Source organism: Pseudobutyrivibrio sp. MD2005 (assembly GCF_000621865.1).
In the GTDB taxonomy this organism is placed as follows: domain Bacteria; phylum Bacillota; class Clostridia; order Lachnospirales; family Lachnospiraceae; genus Pseudobutyrivibrio.
In genome coordinates, this window is the sequence record NZ_KK211359.1 from 154,592 (window position 1) to 181,472 (window position 26,881).

The 26,881-nt window shown below is 38.9% G+C and carries 25 protein-coding genes and 1 tRNA gene; 24 read left to right on the forward strand and 2 right to left on the reverse strand.

All coding sequences use genetic code 11. The annotated features are described in order from the left end of the window. Positions 1 to 268 precede the first annotated feature (268 nt). The 16 genes from T498_RS0112010 (at position 269) to T498_RS0112085 (ending at position 17,658) form a co-directional block, all read left to right on the forward strand. Positions 269 to 1,111 carry an endo alpha-1,4 polygalactosaminidase gene (locus T498_RS0112010; protein WP_081779761.1) on the forward strand — a complete coding sequence of 281 codons (843 nt, stop codon included), beginning with the start codon at positions 269 to 271 and terminating at the stop codon, positions 1,109 to 1,111. 74 nt (positions 1,112 to 1,185) lie between these two features. Continuing rightward, on the forward strand, positions 1,186 to 3,591 hold the full coding sequence (gene leuS / locus T498_RS0112015) for a leucine--tRNA ligase (protein WP_028236124.1): 2,406 nt from the start codon (positions 1,186 to 1,188) through the stop codon (positions 3,589 to 3,591). A 71-nt stretch (positions 3,592 to 3,662) separates the two neighbouring features. Continuing rightward, positions 3,663 to 4,868 carry an NADP-dependent isocitrate dehydrogenase gene (locus tag T498_RS0112020; RefSeq protein WP_028236125.1) on the forward strand — a complete coding sequence of 402 codons (1,206 nt, stop codon included), beginning with the start codon at positions 3,663 to 3,665 and terminating at the stop codon, positions 4,866 to 4,868. Positions 4,869 to 5,119: 251 nt separating this feature from the next. Continuing rightward, the gene (locus T498_RS0112025) at positions 5,120 to 5,875 is read left to right on the forward strand and encodes a segregation and condensation protein A (protein WP_028236126.1); all 756 of its coding nucleotides are present in this window, start codon (positions 5,120 to 5,122) and stop codon (positions 5,873 to 5,875) included. 14 nt (positions 5,876 to 5,889) lie between these two features. Then, positions 5,890 to 6,462 carry an SMC-Scp complex subunit ScpB gene (gene scpB, locus T498_RS0112030; protein WP_028236127.1) on the forward strand — a complete coding sequence of 191 codons (573 nt, stop codon included), beginning with the start codon at positions 5,890 to 5,892 and terminating at the stop codon, positions 6,460 to 6,462. Between the two features lie 189 nt (positions 6,463 to 6,651). Further along, positions 6,652 to 7,986: a carboxyl transferase domain-containing protein gene (locus T498_RS0112035; protein ID WP_028236128.1), complete on the forward strand. Its 1,335-nt coding sequence runs from the start codon at positions 6,652 to 6,654 to the stop codon at positions 7,984 to 7,986. 17 nt (positions 7,987 to 8,003) lie between these two features. Then, the gene (locus T498_RS16360) at positions 8,004 to 8,858 is read left to right on the forward strand and encodes an OadG family protein (protein ID WP_051524757.1); all 855 of its coding nucleotides are present in this window, start codon (positions 8,004 to 8,006) and stop codon (positions 8,856 to 8,858) included. Between the two features lie 17 nt (positions 8,859 to 8,875). Further along, positions 8,876 to 9,232 carry a biotin/lipoyl-containing protein gene (locus tag T498_RS0112045; RefSeq protein ID WP_028236129.1) on the forward strand — a complete coding sequence of 119 codons (357 nt, stop codon included), beginning with the start codon at positions 8,876 to 8,878 and terminating at the stop codon, positions 9,230 to 9,232. A gap of 14 nt (positions 9,233 to 9,246) precedes the next feature. After that, positions 9,247 to 10,395 (forward strand): sodium ion-translocating decarboxylase subunit beta, encoded by a 1,149-nt coding sequence (locus tag T498_RS0112050; protein ID WP_028236130.1) that lies wholly within the window; start codon positions 9,247 to 9,249, stop codon positions 10,393 to 10,395. A 37-nt stretch (positions 10,396 to 10,432) separates the two neighbouring features. Next, on the forward strand, positions 10,433 to 11,851 hold the full coding sequence (locus tag T498_RS0112055) for an oxaloacetate decarboxylase subunit alpha (RefSeq protein WP_028236131.1): 1,419 nt from the start codon (positions 10,433 to 10,435) through the stop codon (positions 11,849 to 11,851). A 94-nt stretch (positions 11,852 to 11,945) separates the two neighbouring features. Further along, positions 11,946 to 12,860 (forward strand): MurR/RpiR family transcriptional regulator, encoded by a 915-nt coding sequence (locus T498_RS0112060; protein WP_028236132.1) that lies wholly within the window; start codon positions 11,946 to 11,948, stop codon positions 12,858 to 12,860. A 1-nt stretch (position 12,861) separates the two neighbouring features. Then, entirely contained in the window at positions 12,862 to 14,091 is a 1,230-nt protein-coding gene (locus T498_RS0112065) for an NAD(P)/FAD-dependent oxidoreductase (protein WP_028236133.1), read from the forward strand. 21 nt (positions 14,092 to 14,112) lie between these two features. Further along, entirely contained in the window at positions 14,113 to 14,772 is a 660-nt protein-coding gene (gene cmk, locus T498_RS0112070; protein ID WP_028236134.1) for a (d)CMP kinase, read from the forward strand. An 11-nt stretch (positions 14,773 to 14,783) separates the two neighbouring features. Beyond that, positions 14,784 to 15,629 (forward strand): 4-hydroxy-3-methylbut-2-enyl diphosphate reductase, encoded by an 846-nt coding sequence (gene ispH / locus T498_RS0112075; RefSeq protein WP_028236135.1) that lies wholly within the window; start codon positions 14,784 to 14,786, stop codon positions 15,627 to 15,629. Beyond that, positions 15,617 to 16,735: a 30S ribosomal protein S1 gene (gene rpsA / locus T498_RS0112080; RefSeq protein WP_028236136.1), complete on the forward strand. Its 1,119-nt coding sequence runs from the start codon at positions 15,617 to 15,619 to the stop codon at positions 16,733 to 16,735. The genes ispH and rpsA overlap by 13 nt, the downstream gene beginning before the upstream one ends. Positions 16,736 to 16,884: 149 nt before the next feature. After that, positions 16,885 to 17,658, forward strand: a complete 774-nt coding sequence (locus T498_RS0112085) for a CheR family methyltransferase (protein WP_028236137.1) — start codon at positions 16,885 to 16,887, stop codon at positions 17,656 to 17,658. 205 nt (positions 17,659 to 17,863) lie between these two features. Here the strand turns inward: T498_RS0112085 and T498_RS0112090 are convergent, their stop codons facing one another. Beyond that, positions 17,864 to 18,925, reverse strand: coding sequence for a ribonuclease H-like domain-containing protein (locus T498_RS0112090; protein ID WP_028236138.1), 1,062 nt, complete (start codon positions 18,923 to 18,925; stop codon positions 17,864 to 17,866). 180 nt (positions 18,926 to 19,105) lie between these two features. Here T498_RS0112090 and rsxC point away from each other — a divergent pair, with 180 nt between their 5' ends. From rsxC to T498_RS0112125, 7 genes are all read left to right on the forward strand, one after another. Continuing rightward, positions 19,106 to 20,425 (forward strand): electron transport complex subunit RsxC, encoded by a 1,320-nt coding sequence (rsxC, locus tag T498_RS0112095; RefSeq protein ID WP_028236139.1) that lies wholly within the window; start codon positions 19,106 to 19,108, stop codon positions 20,423 to 20,425. A 17-nt stretch (positions 20,426 to 20,442) separates the two neighbouring features. Next, positions 20,443 to 21,399: an RnfABCDGE type electron transport complex subunit D gene (locus T498_RS0112100; RefSeq protein WP_028236140.1), complete on the forward strand. Its 957-nt coding sequence runs from the start codon at positions 20,443 to 20,445 to the stop codon at positions 21,397 to 21,399. Continuing rightward, complete coding sequence (locus T498_RS0112105) at positions 21,392 to 22,015, forward strand: RnfABCDGE type electron transport complex subunit G (protein WP_028236141.1); 624 nt, start codon at positions 21,392 to 21,394, stop codon at positions 22,013 to 22,015. The genes T498_RS0112100 and T498_RS0112105 overlap by 8 nt, the downstream gene beginning before the upstream one ends. Next, positions 22,008 to 22,868 (forward strand): electron transport complex subunit RsxE, encoded by an 861-nt coding sequence (gene rsxE, locus T498_RS0112110; protein WP_028236142.1) that lies wholly within the window; start codon positions 22,008 to 22,010, stop codon positions 22,866 to 22,868. The genes T498_RS0112105 and rsxE overlap by 8 nt, the downstream gene beginning before the upstream one ends. Next, the gene (rsxA, locus tag T498_RS0112115) at positions 22,868 to 23,452 is read left to right on the forward strand and encodes an electron transport complex subunit RsxA (RefSeq protein ID WP_028236143.1); all 585 of its coding nucleotides are present in this window, start codon (positions 22,868 to 22,870) and stop codon (positions 23,450 to 23,452) included. Before rsxE ends, rsxA begins: the two co-directional genes overlap by 1 nt. Positions 23,453 to 23,464: 12 nt before the next feature. Then, positions 23,465 to 24,256, forward strand: coding sequence for an RnfABCDGE type electron transport complex subunit B (locus tag T498_RS0112120; protein ID WP_028236144.1), 792 nt, complete (start codon positions 23,465 to 23,467; stop codon positions 24,254 to 24,256). Positions 24,257 to 24,354: 98 nt separating this feature from the next. Beyond that, positions 24,355 to 24,426: transfer RNA gene (locus T498_RS0112125), tRNA-Glu, on the forward strand. A 75-nt stretch (positions 24,427 to 24,501) separates the two neighbouring features. Here the strand turns inward: T498_RS0112125 and T498_RS15760 are convergent. Then, positions 24,502 to 25,671, reverse strand: coding sequence for a tRNA(Met) cytidine acetate ligase (locus T498_RS15760; protein WP_051524759.1), 1,170 nt, complete (start codon positions 25,669 to 25,671; stop codon positions 24,502 to 24,504). 183 nt (positions 25,672 to 25,854) lie between these two features. On the opposite strand from T498_RS15760, the gene T498_RS0112135 reads away from it, so the two are divergent. Next, entirely contained in the window at positions 25,855 to 26,868 is a 1,014-nt protein-coding gene (locus tag T498_RS0112135) for a histidine kinase N-terminal 7TM domain-containing protein (protein ID WP_028236145.1), read from the forward strand. Positions 26,869 to 26,881 lie beyond the last annotated feature (13 nt).

Consider the following 26,881-nt stretch of genomic DNA (forward strand, 5'->3'; position numbering starts at 1 on the left):
AAAAACATTTTTCAAAATGGTTCATTCCGCAACAAGACACATGCGCGATGCATAAATTTGGCCCATAAGAAAAACTGCAATATTCGCAAAATCACGCCATGTGTATACTGGAGGCCACAGCAGGGTTGAGGGCGTCATATACGTATGCAACTGTGAATGGTAGCGATTTTTTTATATTGTTTATTTACGTCATATACGTTTATTTGGTAAAATAGCCGTAGTTTTGGTTTTGAAATGATAAACATAAATTGAAAGTGAGGCTATTTTTGTGATTAGTAGAAAAAGCTTATATAAAATGCTGGTTTTTATGCTACTTATTATATTCGTTGGAGGAATGTACATGCTCTTTTCGGGATTTATTTCCTGCAAAGCTTACGACAGCGACTATGGAGTGTACATCGGATCGAATCCAGAGGATATCGACCCGGAGTTTTTGCCTCAGACTATTGTGATAGATGCTCAATACTTTTCTGCTGATGAGATTCACAGTTTGAAAGAAGAAGGACATACCGTATATACGTATATAAATCTTGGGTCTATTGAGACTTTCAGAGACTATTACAAGCAATATGAATCATTAACACTTGGAACCTATGAAAACTGGGAAGATGAAAAGTGGGTAGATGTTTCAGATAAGAATTGGCAGAAGTTTTTCTCTGTTAAAGCAGATGAGTTATTGGCAAAAGGGGTTGATGGATTCTTTGTAGATAATTGCGATGTTTACTACAATTATCAGACTGAAGAAATCTATAATGGCGTCAGTGAGATGCTCAAAGACCTAAAAAGCAAGGATACTTATGTGCTAATAAATGGTGGAGACACATTTGTGCTTGAATACCTGGATAGAAATGGAAGCCTGGATGATGTGCTAGATGGTGTAAATCAAGAAAGTGTTTACACTTCTATAAATTGGGATGATGAGAGCTTTGGCGTTAATGATGCTGAAGAAAGAGAATATTTCACCAACTATTTAAATAGAGTCATGGCAGATGGAAAAGATGCTTATGCACTTGAATATGCTACAGATAGAAAAATAGCCGATAAAGCACTAGAATATGCCAAAGAAAAAGGCTATGGTGTGTACGTGTCAGATTCACTGGAGCTAAATTAGACTTTTCGTTGCAAAAAGCGAGAGGTTTTATTATAATTTTTGTTTAGTTAGATAAAGCGCGAGGTATAAGAATAATGAAGCACAATTTCAAAGCAATTGAGAAAAAATGGCAAGCAGCCTGGGAAAAAGATGATATCTTTAAGGCTGTTGATGGTTCAGATAAGCCTAAATTCTACGGTCTTGTAGAATTCCCATATCCATCAGGTGCTGGTATGCACGTTGGTCATATCAAGGCTTATTCTTCTGTAGAAGTAGTTTCTAGAAAGCGTAGAATGCAGGGATACAATGTATTATTCCCAATCGGATTTGATGCATTTGGTCTTCCAACAGAAAACTATGCAGTTAAGACAAATACACATCCTAGAAAAATTACTGATGACAATATCAAGAAGTTCACAACACAGCTTAAGAGTGTAGGTTTTTCTTTTGATTACAGTCGTACAATCGACACAACTCAGGAGGATTACTACAAGTGGACTCAGTGGATTTTCCTTAAGATGTTTGAGAAGGGCCTTGTTTTCAGAGATAAGACTCTTGTAAATTACTGCCCACATTGTAAGGTAGTTCTTTCAAACGAGGATTCACAGGGTGGTAAGTGTGATATCTGCGATACAGATGTTATTCAGAAGGAGAAGGACGTTTGGTACCTTCGTATCACAGAATATGCTGATAAGCTTCTTCAGGGACTTGAAGGTCTTGATTTCCCAGAGAATATCAAGCAGCAGCAGGTCAACTGGATTGGTAAGTCAAAGGGTGCTTTCGTTAACTTTACATTAGATGGAATCGAGGACAAGCTCGAGATTTATACAACTCGTCCAGATACGCTTTGTGGTGTTACATTTATGGTAATTGCTCCTGAGCATCCATATATTGATAAGTATGCAGATAAGATTTCTAACATGGACGCTATCATGGCTTACAGAGCTGAGTGCCAGAAGAAGTCTGAGTTTGAGCGTACACAGCTTGTTTCAAAAGATAAGACTGGTGTTAGGGTAGAAGGTTTTGATGCTATTAACCCAATCACAGGAAAGAAGATTCCTGTATTTATTTCAGATTACGTAATGATGGGCTATGGTACTGGCGCTATTATGGCGGTTCCTGCTCATGATCAGCGTGACTGGGACTTCGCTACAAAGTTTGGCATCGACATCATTCCTGTAATTGAGGGTGGAGATGTTACAAAAGAAGCTTACACAGGCGAAGGAAATATGATTAATTCTGAGTTCCTTAATGGTCTTAACAACAAGAAGGACTCAATCGATAGAATGATTCAGGAATTAGAGAAGCTTGGTTGTGGTAAGGCTGGTGTTCAGTTCAAGATGAAGGACTGGGCATTCAACAGACAGCGTTACTGGGGCGAGCCTATTCCAATTGTTCACTGTCCATCATGTGGTGATGTAGCAGTTCCATTTGAAGAGCTTCCACTTAAGCTTCCTGTAATGGAGAAGTTTGAGCCAGGTACAGACGGAGAGTCTCCACTTGCTAGAGTAGAAAGCTTTGTAAATTGCAAGTGCCCTAAGTGCGGCGGCGATGCAAAGCGTGAGACAGATACTATGCCTCAGTGGGCTGGTTCATCTTGGTATTTCCTTCGTTACATCGATCCACACAACGATAACGAATTTGCTGCAATGGATAAGCTCAACTACTGGATGCCAGTTGATTGGTACAACGGTGGTATGGAGCACGTTACACGTCACTTGATTTACTCACGTTTCTGGCATCACTTCCTTTATGACATTGGTGTTGTTAACACTCCAGAGCCATACAAGAAGAGAAGTGCTCAGGGTATGATCCTTGGCGAAGATGGTCAGAAGATGTCTAAGTCTCGTGGTAATGTTATTGATCCACTTGATATTGTAGATGCATATGGTGCAGATACACTTCGTACATACGTATTATTCATGGGTGACTACGGCGCAGCTGCTCCTTGGTCAGATGCTTCAGTTCGTGGATGTAAGAGATTCCTTGAGAGATTTGCAGGTCTGACTGATATTGTTTCAGAAGAAGCTAATAGCGAATCTATCGAGACTGGTATCCACAAGACAATCAAGAAGGTTACAGAAGATATCGAAGCTATGAAGTTCAACACAGCGATTGCTGCAATGATGGGACTTCTTAACGATATTATCTCAGAAGGACATATTACAAAGGATAATCTTGTTATTCTTGTTAAGCTTCTTAGCCCATTTGCTCCACATCTTACAGAAGAGATGTATGCTGAGCTTGGTGGTGAAGGATATTGTTCACTTGCCGCTTGGCCAGAATTTGACCCAGCTAAGATTGTAGAATCTACAATCGAAATTGCTGTTCAGGTAAATGGAAAGCTTAAGGCTACAATCAAGATTCCTAACGGCTGCGAGAAGGATGAAGCTCTCGCAACAGCTAAGGCTGACGAAGCTGTTATCAAGGCTCTTGATGGCAAGAACCTCGTAAAAGAAATTTACGTACCAAACAAGATTGTTAACTTGGTTGTAAAATAAAGAAAAGGTTTATTAAGCCTGCCTGTTTGGCAGGCTTATTCTATAGGATTTAAAAAGAAAAGGAGAATAAGATGAGCAAAATTCAAATGACAACACCACTTGTAGAGATGGACGGAGATGAGATGACTCGTATCCTCTGGCAGATGATAAAGGATGAGCTTTTGCTTCCATTTATCGATTTGAAGACAGAGTATTACGATCTTGGTCTTGAGCACAGAAACGAAACAGATGACAAAGTTACTGTTGAATCTGCTGAGGCTACAAAGAAGTATGGTGTAGCTGTAAAGTGCGCAACAATCACACCAAATGCTGCTCGTATGACTGAGTACAACCTTAAGGAAATGTGGAAGAGCCCAAATGGTACAATCAGAGCTATTCTTGACGGTACAGTGTTCCGTGCGCCTATCGTTGTAAAGGGGATTGAGCCAAATGTTAAATCTTGGAAGAAGCCTATTACAATTGCACGTCATGCATATGGTGATGTATATAAGAATTCTGAAATGAGAATTCCTGGCGCAGGTAAGGTTGAGCTTGTATACACAGCAGAAGATGGCACAGAAGAGCGTGCTCTTGTTCATACATTTAATGGCCCTGGCGTTGTTCAGGGACAGCACAACATCGATGCTTCTATTGAGAGTTTTGCTCATAGCTGCTTTAAGTTTGCTTTAGATACAAAGCAGGATTTATGGTTCGCTACAAAGGATACAATCTCAAAGAAGTATGATCATAGATTCAAAGATATCTTCCAGGAAATCTTTGATAAGGAATACAAGGATGCTTTTGATAAAGCAGGTATCGAATATTTCTACACACTCATTGATGATGCTGTGGCTCGTGTTATGAAGTCAGAAGGCGGATTTATCTGGGCATGCAAGAATTATGATGGTGATGTTATGTCTGATATGATTTCATCAGCTTTTGGTTCACTTGCAATGATGACATCTGTACTTGTTAGCCCTGCTGGCTACTATGAGTACGAAGCAGCTCACGGAACAGTTCAGCGTCATTATTACAAACACTTAAATGGTGAAGAGACATCTACAAACTCTGTAGCTACAATCTTTGCTTGGACTGGAGCGCTTAGAAAGCGTGGCGAGTTAGATAACATTCCTGAGCTTTCAACTTTCGCAGACAAGCTTGAGCAGGCTTGTATCAAGACAATCGAAGATGGAAAAATGACAAAGGATTTAGCACTTATCACATCTATTGAAAATCCTACAGTCCTTAATTCTCGTGATTTCATCATCGAAATCCGTAAGACTCTCGAGTCTTTATAGAATTGTCAGACAACTATATCTAGTGGTCAAGTGTATTGACATACACTATATAGTCTTTTATAATAGTCTCATGCGTAGTCGTATGAGACTATTTTTATGTACGTAGAAGATTAAATTTAGATACAAGTATCTAATATTTTATATGAGCCTGTAGGTAACAAGCTATTTGTACTCTCAAGCGAGGCGTGTTGCCGAGCGGAGAGTATGAATGCTTGTTACCGTAACAGGCGGATTAAAAGGGAGAGAAAAACTTGGAGATGAATGTTAAGCTTCAGGCGTTTGAGGGTCCTCTGGATTTGCTTCTTCACCTGATAGACAAAAATAAAGTTGATATTTACGATATTCCTATTGTTGAGATTACAGATCAGTATATGGAATATGTTAGGGCTATGGATAATAGCGACTTGGATGTTATGTCTGAGTTTTTATTGATGGCTACTACACTTCTAGATATCAAGAGCCGCATGCTTCTTCCAAGAGAGGAAAAGGAAGAGGAAGGTGAGGATGAGGAAGATCCACGTGCAGAACTTGTTCAGCAGTTGCTGGAATACAAGATGTACAAGACTATTTCTTATCAGCTTAGAGATAGACAGATGGATGCAAGCCTTGTATTCTATAAGGAGCCTTCCATTCCAGATGAAGTTTTGAAGTATGAGCAGCCTGTAGATTTAGAGGAGCTTATGAGCGATTTAACACTTAATAAGCTTAACGATATTTTTAATCAGGTGCTTAAGAGACAGGATAATAGAAGGGATCCAATTCGTTCTACTTTTGGCAAGATTAAAAAAGAAGAAGTTTCCCTTGAGCAAAAGATGGAATGGACTATCGCATTTGCGAAGTTACATAATACATTTAGTTTTAGAACACTGCTTGAAGCAGCACATTCAAAGACAGAGGTTATCGTTACTTTCCTTTGTATTTTAGAGATGATGAAGGCTGGACAAATCAATATCACACAGGAAGATACATTCACTGATATTATTATTGAATCAAAGATTGCAGCCTAAAATAAGAGGACGTTATGAAACAAAAAGAGATAAAGACTATAGTTGAGGGCATACTTTTTGCTATGGGTGGAACTGTCGAGCCATCTAAGATTGCAAAGGCCCTTGAAATTGATGATAAAGAAGTTGTTGAAGCAATCGTATCCTTGAAAGAGGATTATGAAAAACAAAAAAGAGGTATTACAATTACTGAGCTTGAGGGCTCATATCAGATGTGCACTAGCCCTGATATTTACGAATACCTTATCAGAATTGCAAAGCAGCCTAAGAAGTATGTACTTACAGATGTTCTTCTTGAGACATTGTCTATTATTGCTTACAAGCAGCCAATCACTAAATCTGAAATAGAAAAGATTCGTGGGGTTTCTAGTGATTTTGCTGTTTCAAAGCTTGTTGAATATGGTCTTTGCACAGAACTTGGTCGTCTTGATGCGCCAGGTCGTCCAATGCTTTTTGGTACCACAGAAGAGTTCTTACGTTCATTTGGCGTAAGCTCTATTGAGGAGCTTCCAGAACTATCTCAAACTCAAATCGAAGAGTTTAAAATGGAGGCAGAAAACGAAGCAAATAATGTGGAAGTTACTGTTTAATTTAATAAGGATTTCAATAGCCAATTCGTGATACGAATTGGCTATTTTTGCAAGTAAAATACTAACCAATGTTTGTCTCAGAAAATTGTGATAATTTTTTAACATAATCACATTGAAATGGGGTGTCAAAATGTTTATCATTATACTTGCGAGAAATTTTGAAACAATTTATATAAATGGAGGTATAAGATGGGTAATGATTTAAATCAGGCTCAGGCTAGAATTAATGCATTGCTTGACGAGAATAGCTTTGTAGAGCTACAGTCTTTAGTCACAAGTAGAAGCACTGATTTTAACCTTGACGCAAAGAAAGAACCATCCGACGGAGTAATTATTGGACATGGTCTCGTAGACGGAACTTTGGTTTTTGTGTTCAGCCAGAATGCTGATGTTTTGGGTGGAACAATCGGCGAAATGCACGCTAAGAAAATCCTTTCAGTTTACGACATGGCTCTTAAGGTTGGAGCTCCAGTCATTGGATTTATTGATTGTGGTGGTGTTAGACTTCAGGAGTCTTTTGATGCGCTCGAGGCACTTGGCTCAGTTATCGAAAGAGCTGCAGATGTTAAAGGGGTTATTCCACAGCTTATGTGTGTTGCAGGACAGTGCGGCGGCGGACTTTCAGTTCTCCCAGCTCTTGCAGATTTCACATTTATGGTTGATGGAGCTTCATTGTTTATTAATTCACCTGATGCTATTACTGGCAATAGCGCAGATAAGTGCGATACATCATCAGCTGAGTTCCAGTTTAATGAGGCAGGAACAGTTGATGTTCATGGTTCATTAGATGAAGTTGTATCATCTATGAGACAGGTTATCTCTATGATTCCAAATGATATCGTAGAGGCTTCTGATGATCTTAACAGAGCAGCAGAAGGATTAGAGGACAAGCTTTCTGATGCGGCTGCAGTTGCTACAGAGCTTGCAGACAACAGACAGTTCATCGAGCTTAAGGCTGGTTTTGCTAAGGAAATGGTTACAGGTCTTATGAAGCTTGATGGTGTTACAATTGGTGTTGTTGGTAACAGAGAGGTAGATGGAGAAGCAATTCTTTCAGCTGCTGGATGTGAGAAGGCTGCAGATTTTGTTGACCTTTGTGATATGTATGAGATTCCAGTGCTTTCTATTACAAACGTTGCGGCATTCAAGACATGCACATGCCAGGAAAGACGTCTTCCTAGAGCTCTTTCTCAGATGGCACAGAGATTCGTTGATGCTAGCGTACCAAAGCTTAATCTTATTACAAAGCAGGGCTATGGCACGCCATACGTTCTTATGAATTCTAAGTCACTTGGTGCTGATTTAGTATATGCATTTGATTCTACAGCAGTTGGCGCTATGGAAGCTTCTAAGGCAGCTAAGATTTTAGCTGATAATGGAACAGATGCTGCTTCAATCGAGAAGAGCTATGCTGAGCTTCAGGACAGCGCTCTTACAGCAGCAGCACATGGTCATATCGATAGAATCGTTTCTATGGCTGATGCTAGAAAATATATTATTGCAGGATTTGAAATGTTCTTTTAGAGCAGGAAGGTGACAATATGAAGAAAAAATTATCATTACTTTTATGCACCTTAGTACTTGCTCTTGGTGTTACATCTTGCGGTAAGGTTTCAGATGATGATGAAATCGCAGGACGTACAGTTAAAGAATACCGTGCCGAAATCACAAGCTACATGGAAGCGTACGGCGATGTATTAGCTGGTGATAGTACTGAGCTTAAGACACAGTTGTCTGCAGAGCTTGCTGCATATTATCAAACAACTTTAGATGAATATGCAAAAGCTCAGGGAATGACAACAGATCAGCTTGTGGCTATGTTTGCAGATCAGTATTTAGCTAATGCTGGAACAATTGTGTTCCCTGAAGATAGCACAGTACTTTCTGATTTTACAGAAGAGTTCAAAAGTGTAGTTGATGAGGCTGGTGAGTATAAAGGTGTAGGAGAATGTAAGGTTGAAAAGTCTGGTAAGACAGTTACTTCAACACTTATAGGAGATTTCTCAAAGAGAGATCTTAAGATGACATTTGTTTATTCAACACTTGATACATCAGTGCCTACAGCAATGAATATTGAGCCTGTTTACACATTAGGCGAGACAATGCAGAAGGCAGCACTTAATACAGTAATGGGAATACTTATTGTATTCTGTATGTTGATTATTATGTCCGGCGTTATTAAGTGCTTTGAGATTATTCCTAAGCTTCAGAATAAAGCTAAGGATAAGGCTGAGAAGGCTGAGGCTGCATCTGTTGCAACAGTAGCTCCTCAGGTAACAGCTACAAAAGAAACAGATGATTTACAGTTAGTTGCAGTTATAGCTGCTGCAATTGCTGCAAGTACGGGGGCTTCTACAGATTCGTTTGTAGTTCGTTCTATCAAGAAAAGACATTAATTTTTAGGAGGAATACCATGAAAAACTATACAATTACTGTTAACGGAACAGTTTATGATGTTACTGTAGAAGATAAAGGAGGTTCTGGCGTATCTCCAGTTACTCCAGCAGCTGCTCCTAAGGCAGCAGCTCCAGCACCAGCAGCAACAGGTTCTGCAGGTGGCGTTAAGATCGAAGCAGGTGCTGCAGGAAAGGTTGTAAAGATTGCAGCAAGTGCAGGCACAGCAGTTAAGAAGGGTGATCCAGTAGTAGTACTTGAGGTTATGAAGATGGAAACACCTGTTGTTGCACCACAGGATGGTACTGTTGCATCTATCAACTGCAACGAAGGTCAGCAGGTTGATGCTGGCGCATTACTTGCAACTATGAACTAATAGGAGGAATTCACATGAGTTACGTTGGAGAGACATTGTTGAACCTCGCTCATCAGACTGCATTTTTCAATCTGACTTGGGGTAACTATGTCATGATAGCGGTTGCCTGTGTTTTCCTTTTCCTTGCAATTAAAAAGGGATACGAGCCATTACTTCTTTTGCCTATCGCATTTGGTATGTTGCTTGTTAACATTTATCCTGACATTATTGCATCGCCTGAGGAAACATCTAACGGTGTAGGCGGCTTGCTTTATTATTTCTACACTCTTGATGAGTGGTCAATTCTTCCTTCGCTTATTTTCATGGGCGTTGGAGCAATGACAGATTTCGGTCCACTTATTGCTAATCCAATAAGCTTTTGGCTTGGTGCGGCAGCACAGATTGGTATCTTTACAGCTTACCTTCTTGCAATCCTTTTAGGATTCTCAGATCAGGCAGCTGCTGCAGTATCAATTATCGGTGGTGCAGATGGACCTACATCTATTTTCTTAGCTGGTAAGTTAGGACAGTCGGCACTTATGGGACCAATTGCCGTTGCGGCATACTCATATATGTCACTTGTACCTATCATTCAGCCACCTATCATGAAGGCTCTTACTACAAAGGAAGAGCGTGCGATTAAGATGGCACAGCTTAGACCTGTATCAAAGCTTGAGAAGATTCTCTTCCCAATCGTTGTTACAATTATCGTTTGTTTGATTTTACCTACAACAGCTCCACTTGTTGGTATGCTTATGCTTGGTAACCTCTTTAAGGAGTCAGGCGTTGTTAATCAGCTTACAGAGACTGCATCAAATGCACTTATGTATATCGTAGTTATTTTACTTGGTACATCAGTTGGTGCATCTACATCTGCTGAAGCATTCCTTAACGCAGCAACACTTAAGATTGTAGTTCTTGGTCTTGTTGCATTCGTATTTGGTACAGCTGCAGGCGTTCTTTTCGGTAAAATTCTTTGCCATGCTACACACGGCAAGATTAATCCACTTATTGGTTCGGCTGGTGTATCTGCCGTTCCTATGGCTGCTCGTGTATCTCAGAAGGTTGGTGCAGAAGAAGACCCTACAAACTTCTTACTTATGCACGCTATGGGACCAAACGTTGCAGGTGTTATTGGTACAGCTGTAGCGGCCGGCGTATTTATGGCTATTTTTGGAGTCTAAGATACGTTTAAACTTTAATTATTAGGAGGAAAATATAATGGCAGATATTAGTCCAAAGCCAGTTAAGATTACAGAGACCGTGCTCCGTGATGCACATCAGTCTCTTATAGCAACACGTATGCCAACCTCTATGATGCTTCCTATCATCGATAAGATGGATCAGGTTGGATATAACGCAGTAGAATGCTGGGGCGGTGCTACATTCGATGCTTGCCTTAGATTCTTAAAGGAAGATCCATGGGAAAGACTTCGTAAGCTTCGTGATGGCTTCAAGAACACAAAGCTTCAGATGCTTTTCAGAGGTCAGAACATCTTAGGATACAGCCAGTATCCAGATGATGTTGTTGAATATTTCGTACAGAAGTCAATTGCAAATGGTATCGATATCATTCGTATTTTTGACTGTCTTAACGATATCAGAAACCTTGAGACTGCTGTTAAGGCTACTAACAAGGAAAACGGTCACGCACAGGTTGCGCTTTCATACACACTTGGCGAGGCTTACACACTTGATTATTGGAAGGATATTGCAAAGCGTATCGAAGATATGGGTGCTAACTCAATCTGTATCAAAGATATGGCTGGTTTGCTTGTTCCAGCTAAGGCTTACGAGCTTGTTTCAGCATTAAAGGAATCTACATCACTTCCTATCGAAATGCATACACACTACACATCAGGTGTAGCTTCAATGACATATATGAAGGCTGTTGAGGCTGGCGCAGATATCATCGACTGTGCTATGTCACCATTCGCACTTGGAACATCACAGCCTGCAACAGAAGTTATGGCAGCTGCATTTGATGGCACACCATATGCAACAGGATTTGATCAGGAGCTTCTTTCTGAAATCGCTGATTACTTCCGTCCATACAGAGAAGAGTGCATCGAGAGTGGACTTATGTCTACAAAGGTTCTTGGTGTTAACATCAATACTCTTCGTTATCAGGTACCAGGCGGTATGCTTTCTAACCTTATCAGCCAGTTAAAGGAGCAGGGTAAGGAAGATAAGCTTCGTGAGGTTCTTGAGGAAGTACCTCGTGTTCGTAAGGACCTTGGTGAGCCACCACTTGTTACACCTTCATCACAGATTGTTGGTACACAGGCTGTATTTAACGTACTTATGGGTGAGAGATACAAGGTTGCTACAGAGCAGACAAAAGATATCTTACTTGGTAAGTATGGTCAGACAGTTAAGCCTTTCAATCCAGAGGTTGTAGATAAGGTTCTTGGTGCTGATAAGGATAAGGCTATTACATGCCGTCCAGCAGACTTAATCGAGCCAGGACTTCAGAAGTTCGAGGAAGAGTGTGCTAGATGGAAGCAGCAGGATGAGGATGTGTTATCATACGCATTATTCCCAAAGGTTGCTACAGAGTTCTTCGAGTATCGTGAGGCTCAGCAGACAAAGGTTGATCCTGCAAAAGCTGATAAGGAAAACAAGGCTTATCCAGTATAATTAACGCAAATTTTAAAGGCGATGCAAGATTTCTTGCATTGCCTTTTTTTATATAATATAATTAAATCCCTATTAATTTTTTATGAGGTATTTTATGGCTACAACCACAGATTTAATTTCAAAGATAAATGAGAAATACGGCAAGATGTCTAAAGGACAAAAGCTTTTGGCAAATTACATCATAGATAATTATGATAAAGCGGTTTTCTTAACTGCTGCTAAGCTTGGAGATATTCTTGGTGTGTCCGAATCTACAGTTGTTAGATTTGCTTCTTTTATCGGATATAAGGGATATCCTGAGTTTCAGCAGGCTCTTGAGGAGATGGTAAGAACAAAGCTTAACACTTCTGATAGAATCGAAATCACAAATGGTGGTATCGAGCAAAATGGTGTGCTTCGTACCGTATTGTCTTCTGATGCTCTCAAAATCAAAAACACAATGGAAACTATCGATGAGGCTGCATTTGAAAATGCCGTTGAAGCTATCGATAGTGCAAGAAGAATATATATAGTAGGAATTCGTACATGTTCGCCACTTGCGTCATTTTTATCATTCTATCTTAATATGATATATGACAATGTGGTCAATCTGCAGACCAGCTCAACTTCAGAGCTATTTGAGCAGATGATTCATATTAATGAGCAAGATTGCATTATTGGAATATCTTTCCCAAGATATTCTATGCGTACCCTCAAGGCACTTGAGTTTGCCAATAATCGAAGGGCCAATGTTATTACAATCACAGACTCAATTCATTCACCTATGAATCTATATAGCTCATGCAATCTTATTGCTGAAAGCGATATGCATTCTGTTGTAGATTCACTGGTTGCGCCTTTGTCTGTTATTAATGCTCTTATTGTGGAGCTTTGTAATAGAAATCAATCTACAGTTGCTAACAACCTTGAGATGGTTGAAAATGTTTGGAATAATTATCAGTTCTATGAGAACGACGAAATAGATTTGGTGGATGATTCTATTAAAATGAATTATTCAGGAGATATGTAATATGAGTAAGGTTATAGTAGTTGGCGGCGGTGCTGCTGGAATGATGGCGGCATATGGTGCTGGCTTATGTGGACATTCAGTCACACTGTTAGAAAAAAATGAAAAGCTTGGAAAGAAGATATATATTACCGGAAAGGGCAGATGTAATTTTACAAATGCTTGCTCGGAAGAAGATTTTCTTAAGAATGTTGTAAGCAACCCAAAGTTTTTGTTTAGCGCAATTTATACTTTCAATTCTGATGCGATGATTGATTTTATTGAGGCCCATGGCACAGAAACAAAGGTAGAAAGAGGCAACCGCGCATTCCCTGCATCGGATCATGCTTCGGATATCACTAAGGCTCTGAAAAAAGCTCTTGATGAAGTAAATGTTGATGTTCGTCTTAACACTGAAGTGAAATGTGTTTTATTTGCTGATGATCAAGCTGTTGGAGTAGAAATCGAAGGTGGCAAAGAGCTTAATTCAGATCATGTAATAATATGTACAGGCGGCTTATCTTATGCGACCACTGGCTCCACAGGAGATGGATTGAAGTGGGCTAAACAGATGGGACTTAATGTTACAAAGACTCGCCCAGCATTGGTGCCACTTAATGTAAAGGAAGCATATGTTCCAAAGATGCAGGGGCTTGCTCTAAAAAATGTTAAGCTTAGTATCAATTATGGCGGCAAAAAACTTTATGATGAGTTTGGTGAGATGCTGTTCACTCATTTTGGGGTCTCAGGGCCTCTTGTATTGTCTGCAAGCTCAATAATAGGAAGCTTTTTGGAAAAGACTGGTACGCTTGATGCTACAATCGATTTAAAACCAGCCTTATCTTACGACGAATTAGATGCTCGCATTCTTAGAGATTTCAATGACAATATGAACAAACGCTTAAGTTCTGTACTGCGCGGACTTTTACCATCATCAATGGTACCTGTATTTATAGAGATTATGGATTTTGATGATGATAGACAGATAAATTCAGTTACAAAAGAAGAAAGAGCTGAGCTTATTAAGCTTTTAAAAGCCTTCCCGTTCACGATTTCAGGTCTTCGTGAGTATAAGGAGGCAATCGTTACGCAAGGTGGAGTTTCTGTGAAAAATATTGACCCATCTACAATGAAATGTAAAAATATAAATGGATTATCTTTTGCTGGTGAGGTTCTTGATTTGGATGCCTTCACTGGAGGATTTAATTTGCAAATCGCCTGGGCTACAGGTTACCTAGCCGGGTTATCAATATAAGATTTTGGAGGATATATTATTATGGCAATGAATGTTGCAATCGACGGACCTGCAGGTGCAGGAAAATCTACAATAGCAAAGGCTGTTGCAGCAAAGAAAGGATATGTATATGTAGATACAGGTGCTATGTATAGAGCTATGGCCCTTTATTTTATTAGAGCAGGCATTTCTTCAGATGATGAGAAGAGTATTTCAGATTCTGTTGATGATATCGTAGTATCTATTAAATATGAGAATGGTGCTCAGCATGTAATCCTTAATGATGAAGATGTTACTGGTCTTATCAGAACAGAGGAAGTAGGCAACATGGCAAGTGCCACATCTGTATATTCTGCAGTTCGTACAAAGCTTGTTGCATTACAGCAGGAGCTTGCAAAGACAACAGATGTCATTATGGATGGCAGAGATATCGGTACAGTGGTTCTCCCTAATGCTGATGTAAAGGTATTCCTTACAGCATCTGTAGAATGTCGTGCCAAGAGACGTTTTGACGAGCTCAAGGCAAAGGGTGAAAATCCTGATTTTGACAAGATTGCAAAAGATATCGAAGAGAGAGATTATAGAGATTCTCATAGAGAAATCAGCCCACTTAAGCAGGCTGAGGATGCAACTTTGGTAGACAGTTCAGATATGACAATCGATGAAGTTGTTAATGCAATTATTAGTTTATGTGATAAATAAAGGGTGGTTGTATGGAAGTTATCTTAGCTGAATCAGCAGGTTTTTGCTTTGGAGTGCAAAGAGCGGTTGATGTTGTAAACAAACAAATTGAAGAGGGCGACGGTTTTCTTTATACATACGGGCCTATCATTCACAATGAAGAAGTTGTTAAGGGTTTTGAAAGCCATGGCGTTCAGGTTATGGATGAAAATCGTATAGACGAATATGCACCAGGTACTGTAATCATTAGGTCACATGGAATTACTAAGGCTGTTGAGGATAAGCTTAACGCTCTAGGGCATAATGTGATTGATGCCACCTGTCCATTTGTAAAGAAAATCCATAGAGCTGTGGATGAACATTCTAAAAATGGAGAGTACATAGTAATAATAGGAAATCCTAATCATCCTGAGGTTCGCGGTATTGTTGGCTGGATTAATGGAGATAATTACCAGGTAATTTCAGACGAGGAGAATGCCAAGGATTTCTCAGTAAACTCAGATACGACAATTTGTATTGTGTCACAAACTACTTTTAACCATAATAAATTTCAAGAATTAGTTGAAATTATAAAGCAAAAAGGTTATCATATTATTGTTTTGAATACAATATGCGATGCGACTAATAAAAGACAGGTAGAGGCAGCGGAAATTGCCTCAAAAGTCGATGCAATGTTAGTAATTGGAAGTAAAAATTCTTCTAATACGCAGAAGTTGTATGAAATATGCAAAACAAAATGCAACAATACTTACTATATACAGACGGCTGATGACTGTAAGCCATCTGACCTTAGTTCCATTGAAAGTGTAGGTATTACCGCAGGGGCATCCACCCCAAACAATATTATTGAGGAGGTTCAAAAGAAATGTCAGAAATGAGTTTTGAACAAATGTTGGAGGAATCATTTAAAACTATACACAATGGAGAGGTAGTAGACGGTACTGTTATTAGCGTTAAGCCAGATGAAATCGTTTTAAATATCGGTTACAAGTCAGATGGTATCATTACACGTTCAGAGTACACAAATGAATCTAACATAGATCTTACTACTGTTGTTAAAGTCGGCGATCCTCTTTCAGCTATCGTAATTAAGGTTAATGATGGCGAGGGTCAGGTTCTTCTTTCTTACAAGAGACTTGCTCAGGAAAAGGGCAATGAAAGACTTGCAGAAGCTTTTGAGAACGGTGAAGTTCTTACAGCTACTGTTGATAAGGTACTTAAGGGTGGCCTTACAGTAGTTGTTGATGAGGCTAGAGTATTTATTCCAGCTTCATTCGTATCAGATGTATACGAAAAGGATCTTGGTAAGTACCAGGGTCAGGAAATCAGCTTTGTTATCACTGAGTTTGATCCAAAGCGTCGCAGAATTATTGGTAACAGAAAGACACTTCTTGTTGCTGATAGAGCAAAGGCTCAGGAAGAGCTTATGGCTAAGATTGCTGTTGGCCAGGAGTTTGAAGGAACAGTTAAGAATGTTAAGGATTTCGGTGCATTCATCGATTTAGGTGGTGCTGATGGACTTCTTCACATCTCTGAAATGAGCTGGGGCCGTGTTGAGAATCCTACAAAGACTCTTAACGTTGGTGACAAGATTAAGGTATTCGTTAAGGAAATTAAGGATGGCAAGATTGCACTTTCATGCAAGTTTGATGATGCTAATCCTTGGAATGGTGCAGCTGATAAGTATGCAGTTGGTACAGTAGTTACAGGTAAGGTAGTTCGTATGAAAGACTTCGGTGCTTTCGTAGAGCTTGCTCCTGGTATCGATGCACTTCTTCACGTTTCACAGATCTCTAAGGATCGTATCGAGAAGCCTTCAGATGTTCTTACAATTGGTCAGGACGTTGAGGCTAAGGTTGTTGAGTTCAACGATGCAGATAAGAAGATTAGCCTTTCAATTAAGGCACTTCTTGAGCCAGAGACATCTGATGATGCTGATGTAGCTGATGTAAACATCGAAGAAGTAGCAGCTGAACAGGAATAGTTCCATAAGATTTTTCATAGCCCATGGCATTTGCTGTGGGCTTTTTCTTTTTAATTCTTAGATTAGTAACAATAAATACACATTTGATTAGTATAATGTAGCCATTCAGAGAAACTGTGGATTATTTTCTAAGGATAGGAGTAGAGTATATGGACAATTACGATGCTTTTAAGAAAGAAGTTTATGATTTAACGAAAATTGATTTGAGTTCTTATAAAGAAAAACAGATGCGCAGAAGAATCGATTCTTTGGTTACAAAGCATAAATGCAAAGAGTATCATGAGTACGTTATGCTTTTAAAGCAGGATAAAGAAGTATTTGAAGAATTTGTAAACTTCCTTACTATCAATGTGTCTGAGTTCTATCGTAATCCAGAACAGTGGGATTTGATGACCAAAGAGTTTATTCCTGAGCTTATGAAGCACTCTGGTCAGAATCTTAAGATTTGGAGCGCTGCGTGCTCTACAGGAGATGAGCCATATTCACTTGTAATGGCACTTTCTCAGCATCTTCCTATGAATAAGATAAAGATTTATGCTACTGATATAGATAAGCAGGTTATAGCTACAGCTAAAGTGGGTCTTTACAATGCAAAGAGTATTGCAAACGTGCCTGCTGACCTTAAGAAGAAATTCTTTACTCCTGTTGGTAATTCATTCCAAATCAGTGAAGAAGTAAAAAGATGTGTAGAATTTAAAGAACACAATCTTTTGAGAGATCCATATCCTTCAAACTATGACATGATTGTATGTAGAAATGTGCTTATCTACTTTACTGATGAAGCTAAGGATGAGGTGTATGCTAAGTTTAACAAGTCCTTGAGGACTGGAGGTGTGCTCTTTATAGGATCTACAGAGCAGGTCATCAACTACAAAGACTTAGGATACAAGCGCCGCTACTCATTCTACTACGAGAAAGTATAGTGGCTAGCCTAAGATAACGAGCTATCTAGCTACATTCACAAGCCTTCAGATACTCCGCTCAGCAACACGCTTCGCTTGAGTATCCAAAGAGCTTGTGAATTGCTAGATAGCATTTTTGTTGTGAGGGGCCAATAATAGTGCATAGATAGCGGCTAGCATCCATACGCTTGAGAGAATTAAGAGCTTGATACTTGCTAGATAGCATTTAGTGCTTCAGCATGTATCGACATACTTTGACGAGTAGTGTAGGGGTGAGGTCGGCGATATCTACGTAGGCTTCTTTGGAGTCGTAGGATGGCTTGAAGAGGCGTGTAGATGTGCCTATATCGATTTTTTCTGGAAGGGCAAGGAATTGTCCTTCTTTTTTTACTTTGCAGTCGGCGCGCTTGGCTGGGCGACGACTGTTTTTGTCCATGCTTTCGCCTAATGATTTTGGAATTATAATGTCTTCGTTTATGAGATAGTAATAGTTCTTGTAATCTGGCAGGAAAGTATAAAGTGGGCCTTCAAACAGATTCAGAGTAACGTATATACGGTTCTGCTTTATAATATATAATCCGTATTCACGTTGTTTGCTAATCTGGTTTGGCAAGTCTATATCAATTTCAATTTCAAATCGAAGCTTATCGCCTGATATTTCGTGACTTACATATCGTAAATCCGTAGTGAGAAGCTCTGGGTAAGATAGGATATCAGTGATATAAATCATTCCTTTGACGTCTTCATAGTTGTGAAGTAGGATAAGTTCTTTGGCACTATTATCGTCTGTTAAGGAATAATGTTGATATACCGGGATAAGCTCGCCGCCGTTGTATTTGTCGTCTCTATGAAGACCTAAGAATTCTTCGATTGTCTTTTGTTTATAGTTAGGCAAATCAAGAAGACATCTAGCCTTGGTAGTTCTAAGGTACATGTCTGTATGGCATTTTGATTTGATTGCAGTGTTAAACTTGTATTTTCGACATCTTTCAACAATAAAAGACTCATCAAAGCGTGTAGAATTAAAGCCTAAAAGCTTATTGAAGTTTGACATTACTTTTTCAAATTCTTCAATGATTTCCAATTCTTCTGATTCGTTTTTTGCTAAAAGTTGAGTTATTGTAACAGTATTTCCTTTTCTTGTTGCATATCCAATAAGATATATAAAGGATTTTCTAGGCGAAAGACCTGTGCACTCTATATCGAAAAATAGTGTGGTCTCATCAAAATAAATATCGTAAACACGATTTACTTTTTCTAATTGATAACTGTTATTTATAATTTCCATAATTCTTTTCTCTCTATATAAACCTATTGTTAAATTATACACAAACTTTGCTGATTTGGTACTAAAAAATGTACAAAATAAATGATAAATTTTATCTCTTGCTTGATGCAAAATGATACAATATTAATATAAAAACAAACGTAGCCAAAGTATATGGGCGTAGAAAGAGGGGTAGAGCTAATGAGCCTAAGAACATTTAAAGGTGGCGTTCATCCTTATGATGGCAAAGAGCTTTCTAAAGAAAAGCCAACAAAAGAGTTGAAGCCACAGGGCGAAATGGTCTTTCCTTTATCTCAACACATCGGTGCACCAGCACAGGCTTGTGTTGCAGTAGGAGACACGGTGCTCAGAGGACAGAAGATTGCGGATGCAGGTGGATTTGTTTCTGCACCTATTTTTTCTAGTGTTTCGGGTACAGTTAAGGCTATTGAACCTAGACGCGTAGCTACTGGCGACATGGTAAACTCTATCATTATTACAAATGATGGCAGCTTTATCGAAACAGGCTTTGAAAAATGTGATGATTACACTAGTCTTTCAAATGAGGAAATCATCAAAAAAATTCAGGATGCGGGAGTAGTTGGTATGGGAGGTGCCGGTTTCCCTACTCATGTTAAGCTTTCTCCAAAGAATCCTGAAAATATCGAATTCATCATCGCTAACTGTGCAGAGTGTGAGCCATATCTTACATCTGATTATCGCAGCATGGTAGAAGAGCCAGAAAAGCTTATTACTGGTATGAAAATTATCTTACAGCTTTTTCCAAAGGCAAAAGGTCTTCTCGGAATCGAAGATAATAAGAGCGATGTTATCGTTTCACTTCAGAAATTGGTTGAAAAAGAACCTAGAATCGAAGTAGTTCCACTTCTTACAAAGTATCCACAGGGTGGTGAGCGACAGCTTATCAAGGCATGCACAGACAGGGAAATCAATTCTAAGATGCTTCCTGCTGATGCCGGCTGTATCGTAGATAATGTTGCCACTATCAATGCAATCTATACAGCTGTTGTTGAGGGTAAGCCTGTTATGGATCGAATCTTTACTCTCACTGGTGATGCTGTTATGGAACCACGCAATTATCGTATATGCATAGGTACAAGCTGCAAGGAGATTCTTGAAGCGGCAGGTGGATTTATCAAAGAGCCAGCTAAGATTATTTCAGGTGGTCCAATGATGGGATTTGCAGTTATGGATGTTGATATTCCTACTACAAAGACATCGGGAGCACTCCTTTGCTTGACAGAGGATGAAGTTTCAAAATATGAAACAACAGCCTGCATTAATTGCGGACGTTGCGTAGATGCTTGTCCAGAAAATCTTATACCTTCTAGACTTTCTAAATTCTCAGATCATGGAGATAAAGAACAGTTCGAAAAATGGTATGGTCTTGAGTGTATTGAGTGCGGTAGCTGCAGCTTTGCATGCCCAGCTAGAAAGCCTCTGGCACAGTCTATCAAGACTATGAAAAAACAAGTACTTGCAGACAAGAGAAAAAAGTAGAAAGGATGGGGTAGAAAGTGAGTAATTTATTAAATGTTTCTTCATCTCCACATGTTAGAGGGAAGGACGATACAAGCCGAATCATGCTTTACGTCATTCTTGCTCTTATGCCAACAACCATCTTTGGTATTTTTAATTTTGGGCTGAGAGCATTACTGCTTGTGGCTGTATGTATTATCGCTTGTGTTTTATCTGAATTTTTATTCGAAAAAGCAGTTGGCAAGAAGAGCACAATCGGAGATTTTAGTGCTGTTGTAACAGGTCTTTTGTTGGCATTAAATCTTCCTCATACATTACCTGTATGGCAGGCAGTGCTTGGTTCTATCTTTGCTATAGTTGTTGTAAAGATGCTGTTTGGAGGTCTAGGCCAGAACTTCATGAATCCAGCTCTTGGCGGTAGAGTTTTTCTTATTATATCTTTTGCCGCTACAATGACTAATTTTGAGTTTGATGGGGTTGCTGGTGCTACACCACTTGCCCTTCTTAAAAATGGTGAGACAGTAAATACACTTGATATGCTTATTGGTAGATGTGGAGGTACAATCGGTGAGACTAGTGCACTTTGCATTTTACTAGGTGCTATCATTCTAATTTTACTTGGTGTTATTGATTTACTAATCCCAGGTGTTTACATTGTTTCGTTCTCAGCGTTCATCCTTTTGTTTGGTGGACATGGATTTGATACTACTTATCTTGTTGCACACCTTTGTGGTGGTGGATTAATGCTTGGAGCATTCTTCATGGCAACAGATTATGTAACATCACCAATCACTCCTGCCGGAAAGGTAGTGTTTGGTATTTGCCTTGGTGTTCTTACCGGTGTATTTCGTATTTTCGGTAACAGCGCAGAAGGCGTTAGCTATGCAATTATCTTTAGTAATCTTTTGGTACCTCTCATTGAGAAGGTCACTGTTCCAAGAGCATTTGGAGTAGTTAGAGAGAAAAAGGTTAAGGAGGTGAAGGCTAATGAATAAATTAGTTAAAGACGCACTTATCCTTACTTGTATTACGGTTATTGCAGGTTTCGCCCTTGGCCTTGTTTATGAAATCACAAAGGCTCCTATCGCAAAAGCAGAGGATGAAGCATTACAGAAGGCATATCAGACAGTATTTGCAGATGCCAAATCATTTGCAGATATAGATGGTTTTGATTCTGCAGCTGCAACAGCTGTTGTGCAGGAGGCTGGCTACAAGGATGATACAATCGATAATTGTGTTCAGGCTCTTGATGCATCTGGTAATCCTTTGGGATATGTAATCACAGTTACAACATCTGCAGGTTATGGCGGCAATATTACATTTTCACTTGGTATCACAAATGAAGGTGTAATCAATGGATATTCAATCACTAGCATTTCTGAGACAGCTGGTCTTGGTATGAAAGCTAGAGATACTGGAGATGGAACTTTTTCATCACAGTTTTTGAATAGAACAGCAGAAATCTTTACAGTCACAAAGACTGGCGCAAAGAATTCATCTGAAGTAGATGCAATTTCAGCTGCTACTATCACTTCAAAGGCTGTTACAGGAGGCGTAAATGCAGGCGTCACCTACTTTAATTCTTTAGTAGGAGGTGCACAAAATGAATAAGAACTTAGAGAGAGTATATAACGGACTTTGGAAAGAAAATCCTACCTTTGTATTGATGCTTGGTATGTGTCCTACACTTGCTGTTACTACATCAGCCATCAATGGTATTGGTATGGGACTTTCAACTACAGTGGTTCTGGTGTTATCTAACATGATGATTTCAGCCCTTAGAAATCTTATTCCTGATAGAGTTCGAATGCCAGCTTTCATTGTTGTTGTTGCATCATTCGTTACAATAGTACAGTTTTTGATGCAGGGCTTTTTGCCATCACTTTATGAATCACTTGGAATCTATATTCCACTTATCGTAGTTAACTGTATTATCTTAGGACGTGCAGAAAGCTACGCATCTAAGAATCCTGTTATACCATCTATGTTTGATGGTATTGGTATGGGACTTGGATTTACAGTAGGCCTTACTCTTATTGGTATTGTTCGTGAAATCCTTGGCAATGGTTCAGTGTTTGACGTAGCAATTACACCACTTAATAATTATCACATTACATTATTTGGACTTGCTCCTGGTGCGTTCTTTGTACTTGGCTGTCTCGTTGCAGTGATGAATGTGGTACGTCGCAAGATGGAAGAGAAGGGCAAGCCACTTCCAGCTGTTCAGGGTTGCTTAGGTGGCGATTGCTCAGGATGTACTTTATCATCTGCTTGTACTGGTAAGTCTATGGTTCATCAGGTAGAGGAAATCCCTCCTGTAGATCCAAAAGATGTTGCAAAGCCAGGGCTTGCTGCATCGGAAGTTAGACATACTGCAAATGCAAAAAATACAGAGGATGTTGAAAAATCTGGTTCAGATTCATCTTACGCAGATGACAACATAGCAGGAAAGGAGGAGAAATAATGAGTTACGTTACAGGTCTTATACTTTTATTAGTAGCATCAGCAATCGTAAATAACGTTGTTCTTTCTCAGTTCCTTGGACTATGTCCTTTCCTTGGAGTTTCTAAAAGAGTAGAGACTGCTGCCGGAATGGGTGGTGCTGTTATCTTCGTAATTACGATAGCATCTTTTGTTACATCTATTATTTATAAGTTCATACTTGCTCCTACAGGATTTGAATATATGCAGACAATCGTGTTTATTCTCGTTATTGCTGCACTTGTTCAATTTGTAGAAATGTTCCTTAAGAAGAGCGTACCATCGTTGTATCAGTCGTTAGGTGTTTACCTTCCACTTATTACTACAAACTGTGCGGTTCTTGGAACAGCAATTAATAATGTTACTAACAATTATGATATCTTGGAATCTGTTATCAATGGTTTTGGCGTTGCAGTTGGTTTTACAATTGCTATCGTTATTATGGCTGGTATCAGAGAGAAGATTGAGTACAATGATATCCCTGAGACATTCAAGGGCTCAGCTATCGTCCTTATTACAGCAGGACTTATGGCTATGGCATTCTTAGGATTCTCAGGTGTAATTTAAGGAGGTGCGCGAATGAGTATAACAGGAATTTTACTGGCAGCTGTTATCGTTGGCGCTACCGGTTGTATCATCGGATTTTTCCTTTGCTTTTCAGCAGAGAAATTTAAAGTAGAGGTTGATCCAAAAGAAGAGGCTGTACTTGGAGTTTTACCTGGTAATAACTGTGGTGGCTGCGGCTACGCAGGATGTTCTGGTCTTGCTGCTGCAATTGCAAAGGGCGAGGCGCCTGTAAATCAGTGTCCAGTTGGTGGTGCACCTGTTGCAGCCAAGATTTCCGAAATTATGGGAGTTGAGGCAGAAGCTGGTGTTCGCAAAGTTGCATTTGTTATGTGTCATGGTACATGTGAAAATGCTAAGCAGCTATATGACTACACAGGCGTAGAAGATTGTACTGCAATGGCATTTGTGCCAGGCGGTGGCCCTAAGGCTTGCTCATATGGATGTATGGGATTTGGCTCTTGCGTAAAGGCGTGTCCTTTCGATGCTATTCATATTGTAGATGGAGTAGCAGTAGTAGATAAGGAGGCTTGTAAAGCCTGTGGCAAATGTGTAGCTACTTGTCCAAATCATCTTATCGAACTTATTCCTTATGACTTCGGTCATGCAGTTCGTTGCCACAACAATGATAAAGGTAAAGATGTTATGTCGGTATGTAAGGTGGGCTGTATTGGATGTCACAAATGCGAAAAGGTTTGTGAAAGTGATGCTATCCATGTGGACGGATTCTTTGCTCACATTGATCAAGAGAAGTGTACAAGCTGCGGTAAATGCGCTGAGGCTTGCCCTCGTCATATCATTTTGTAATTATTTTTCAGAAATCTGAAAAAATTTTAAAAATACCCTTGACTTTGAAAGGGAACCATAGTATTATAATTTTCGTCGCAAGCGACAGAAAAGAATATGGTTCCTTGGTCAAGCGGTTAAGACGTCGCCCTCTCACGGCGAAAACAGCGGTTCGATTCCGCTAGGAACTGCTAAAAGCACTCGATTATCGGGTGCTTTTTTATTGCATAATATCAAAAATCCAGAGCGAAATGCTCTGGATTTTTTTAAAGATTAGCGAGATTAAATTTTCTTGTGTATTCATTTGGATATAGCTGATTAGTTTTAGATGTAAGGATTGCATTATAAATATTACTTGAAAAAATATCCTGTTTATCGATGATTTCTGTAGGCTTGGTAATAAGAGGAACTGATGATTTCTCTTTAATTTCACCAAGTAATCTGGCGCCGTTTTTACTAAAACCTAACATTCGTATATACGATATATAATCTACAGCTTTTGCTTTTTCAAAATCTTCGGTGGTTATATCTAAAAGGATGTGAGATAGCACTCGGCTAACCCGTGATCTATTAATGTTTTTTGTTTTGATTAGATCACAAAAGCTATTAAAGTCTACATATTCACTCAAGTTATTTCTGATTCTATCTGCAAGGTCAGCACTACAGTCTAAATACCTTTCATAATCATTAATTGAAAGTAGCTTATAATGGAGCATTTGAGACACATCATCTGCATCAATATATGTTGCGTTTGAATATACGGGGGCTGCATCGGTTGGAATTGAAGATATTTTTTCTCCCTTTCTTAGAGCTGCCCTTATAGCTGTAGCAGAGCTAATTTCACCAGTTAGATTCTCATCATTATAATCATTTCCCTGTCTTTTTATTATTGCAATATCTAATGGGAGATTATTCTCATAGATATAACGACAGTATTCAAGCCCTAAGATATTGTTAGGATTGCTAATAATATCTGATGGGATGTGCTTTGAAAGTGCGTCAGCCCGGGCTTCTGCAAAGGAGATGCCATTTGACTTAGCTTCATTAATTTCGGAATCTAGTTCACCTGATTTTTCCAGTTCCACTAGCTTTTTGGCTGAGGATTTAAATAGCTTAGCATCATCGGTTTCAGCACCAAATAGTATCGTATTTACGATACCTGTACTGGCTAAAAGCTGTACACCGGCTGATGCAAATTCTCTGGCTGAAGAAGTTGCAAAAATAGTAGGGATTTCAAGTATGATATCAGCACCACATCTTAGAGCTGCTTCAGCCCTGGTATATTTATCAAAACAGGCGATTTCACCTCGTTGAGTAAAGCTTCCGGACATAGCGACTACGACAGCATCAGCTCCAAGAACATCTTTTGCATAATCTATTTGTAGCTTATGTCCATTATGAAAAGGATTGTATTCTGCAACAATTCCAACAATCATCTTAATTCTCCTAAAGTATGTTTGCGCTTATAAGATTTTTCCGATAAGACTAACAATATAATACACGTATTTTTAGATTTGCTCAAATTAAATTGTGAAAAAGTCTAAATATTCTTGAAATAGTGTGACAACTTAAATTATAATGAGCATAATGGGGAGGATGCAAGAATGAAGAGGTAGCAAATGATATATTTGATATGTTTTTGTATTGCATTGCTTTTGCTTTTAGTTGTATTGGGAAATGGGAAAATTAATAACAATAATATTATTCTAATGTGTATTATTGTTGCTGTAAGTAATGGTGGCTATTTTGCCCTTGCAATTTCTAGTAATTTGCAGGAAGCCATATTAGCTAATACTATTAGCTATGTTCTTGGAATTTTTTCGCCAATTATAATACTATTTACGATATGTGATGTTTGTCGAGTACAAGTATCATCTTATTTGAATGCATTTCTTTTATTTCTACAATCTGTTTTGTACCTCAGCATTTGTACTGTTGGTCACAATGATTTCTTCTATAAAACAGTTGAGTTTCACACAACAGATAAATTTTCATATCTAACCAAGACTTATGGTATAGGGCATACTTTATACTTGATTTCTCTTTTGATTTATACATTGGCAGGAATGGCTGTTGCAATCGTATCACTTAGTAGAAAAACAATTGTCAGTAGAATTAATGTAGATATCATCCTGTTTGTTTATGTACTATCGGTTGGTGTATATCTTGTGGAGAGGTTTTTGAAACTAAGGATAGAGTTAATGCCTATCTTTTCTACGGCTACTATTGGAATCATGCTGATTCCTTTGATTAAAGTCTATTCATATTCTGTGTACAACAATCAGGTTTTCTTTGAGTCTGAGATGAAGAGCAAGGCTTGCTTTATTATTAAGAAAAATCTCAAATATATGGGATGTAACGAGCATGCTGTTTATCTGTTTCCGGAGCTTAAAAATTGGGAGCTTGAGAAAAAGATTCCAAGCAATGGAGGTCGATTTAATACATTTTTAAGGCAGCCATTGAATAATTATATTAAGGCTGAGGATTATGCTTCTCCTGTTATATCTACCTACAATTATAAAGGAGAAAAGTTTCAGTATGAGATTGGTCCGTTGTTACACAGGAATAATACGCTAAAGGGGTTTTATATTCAGGTGCAAAAAATATCAGATGTAAGTGTTGAGCTAAAATAGAAAAGGTGTTTTT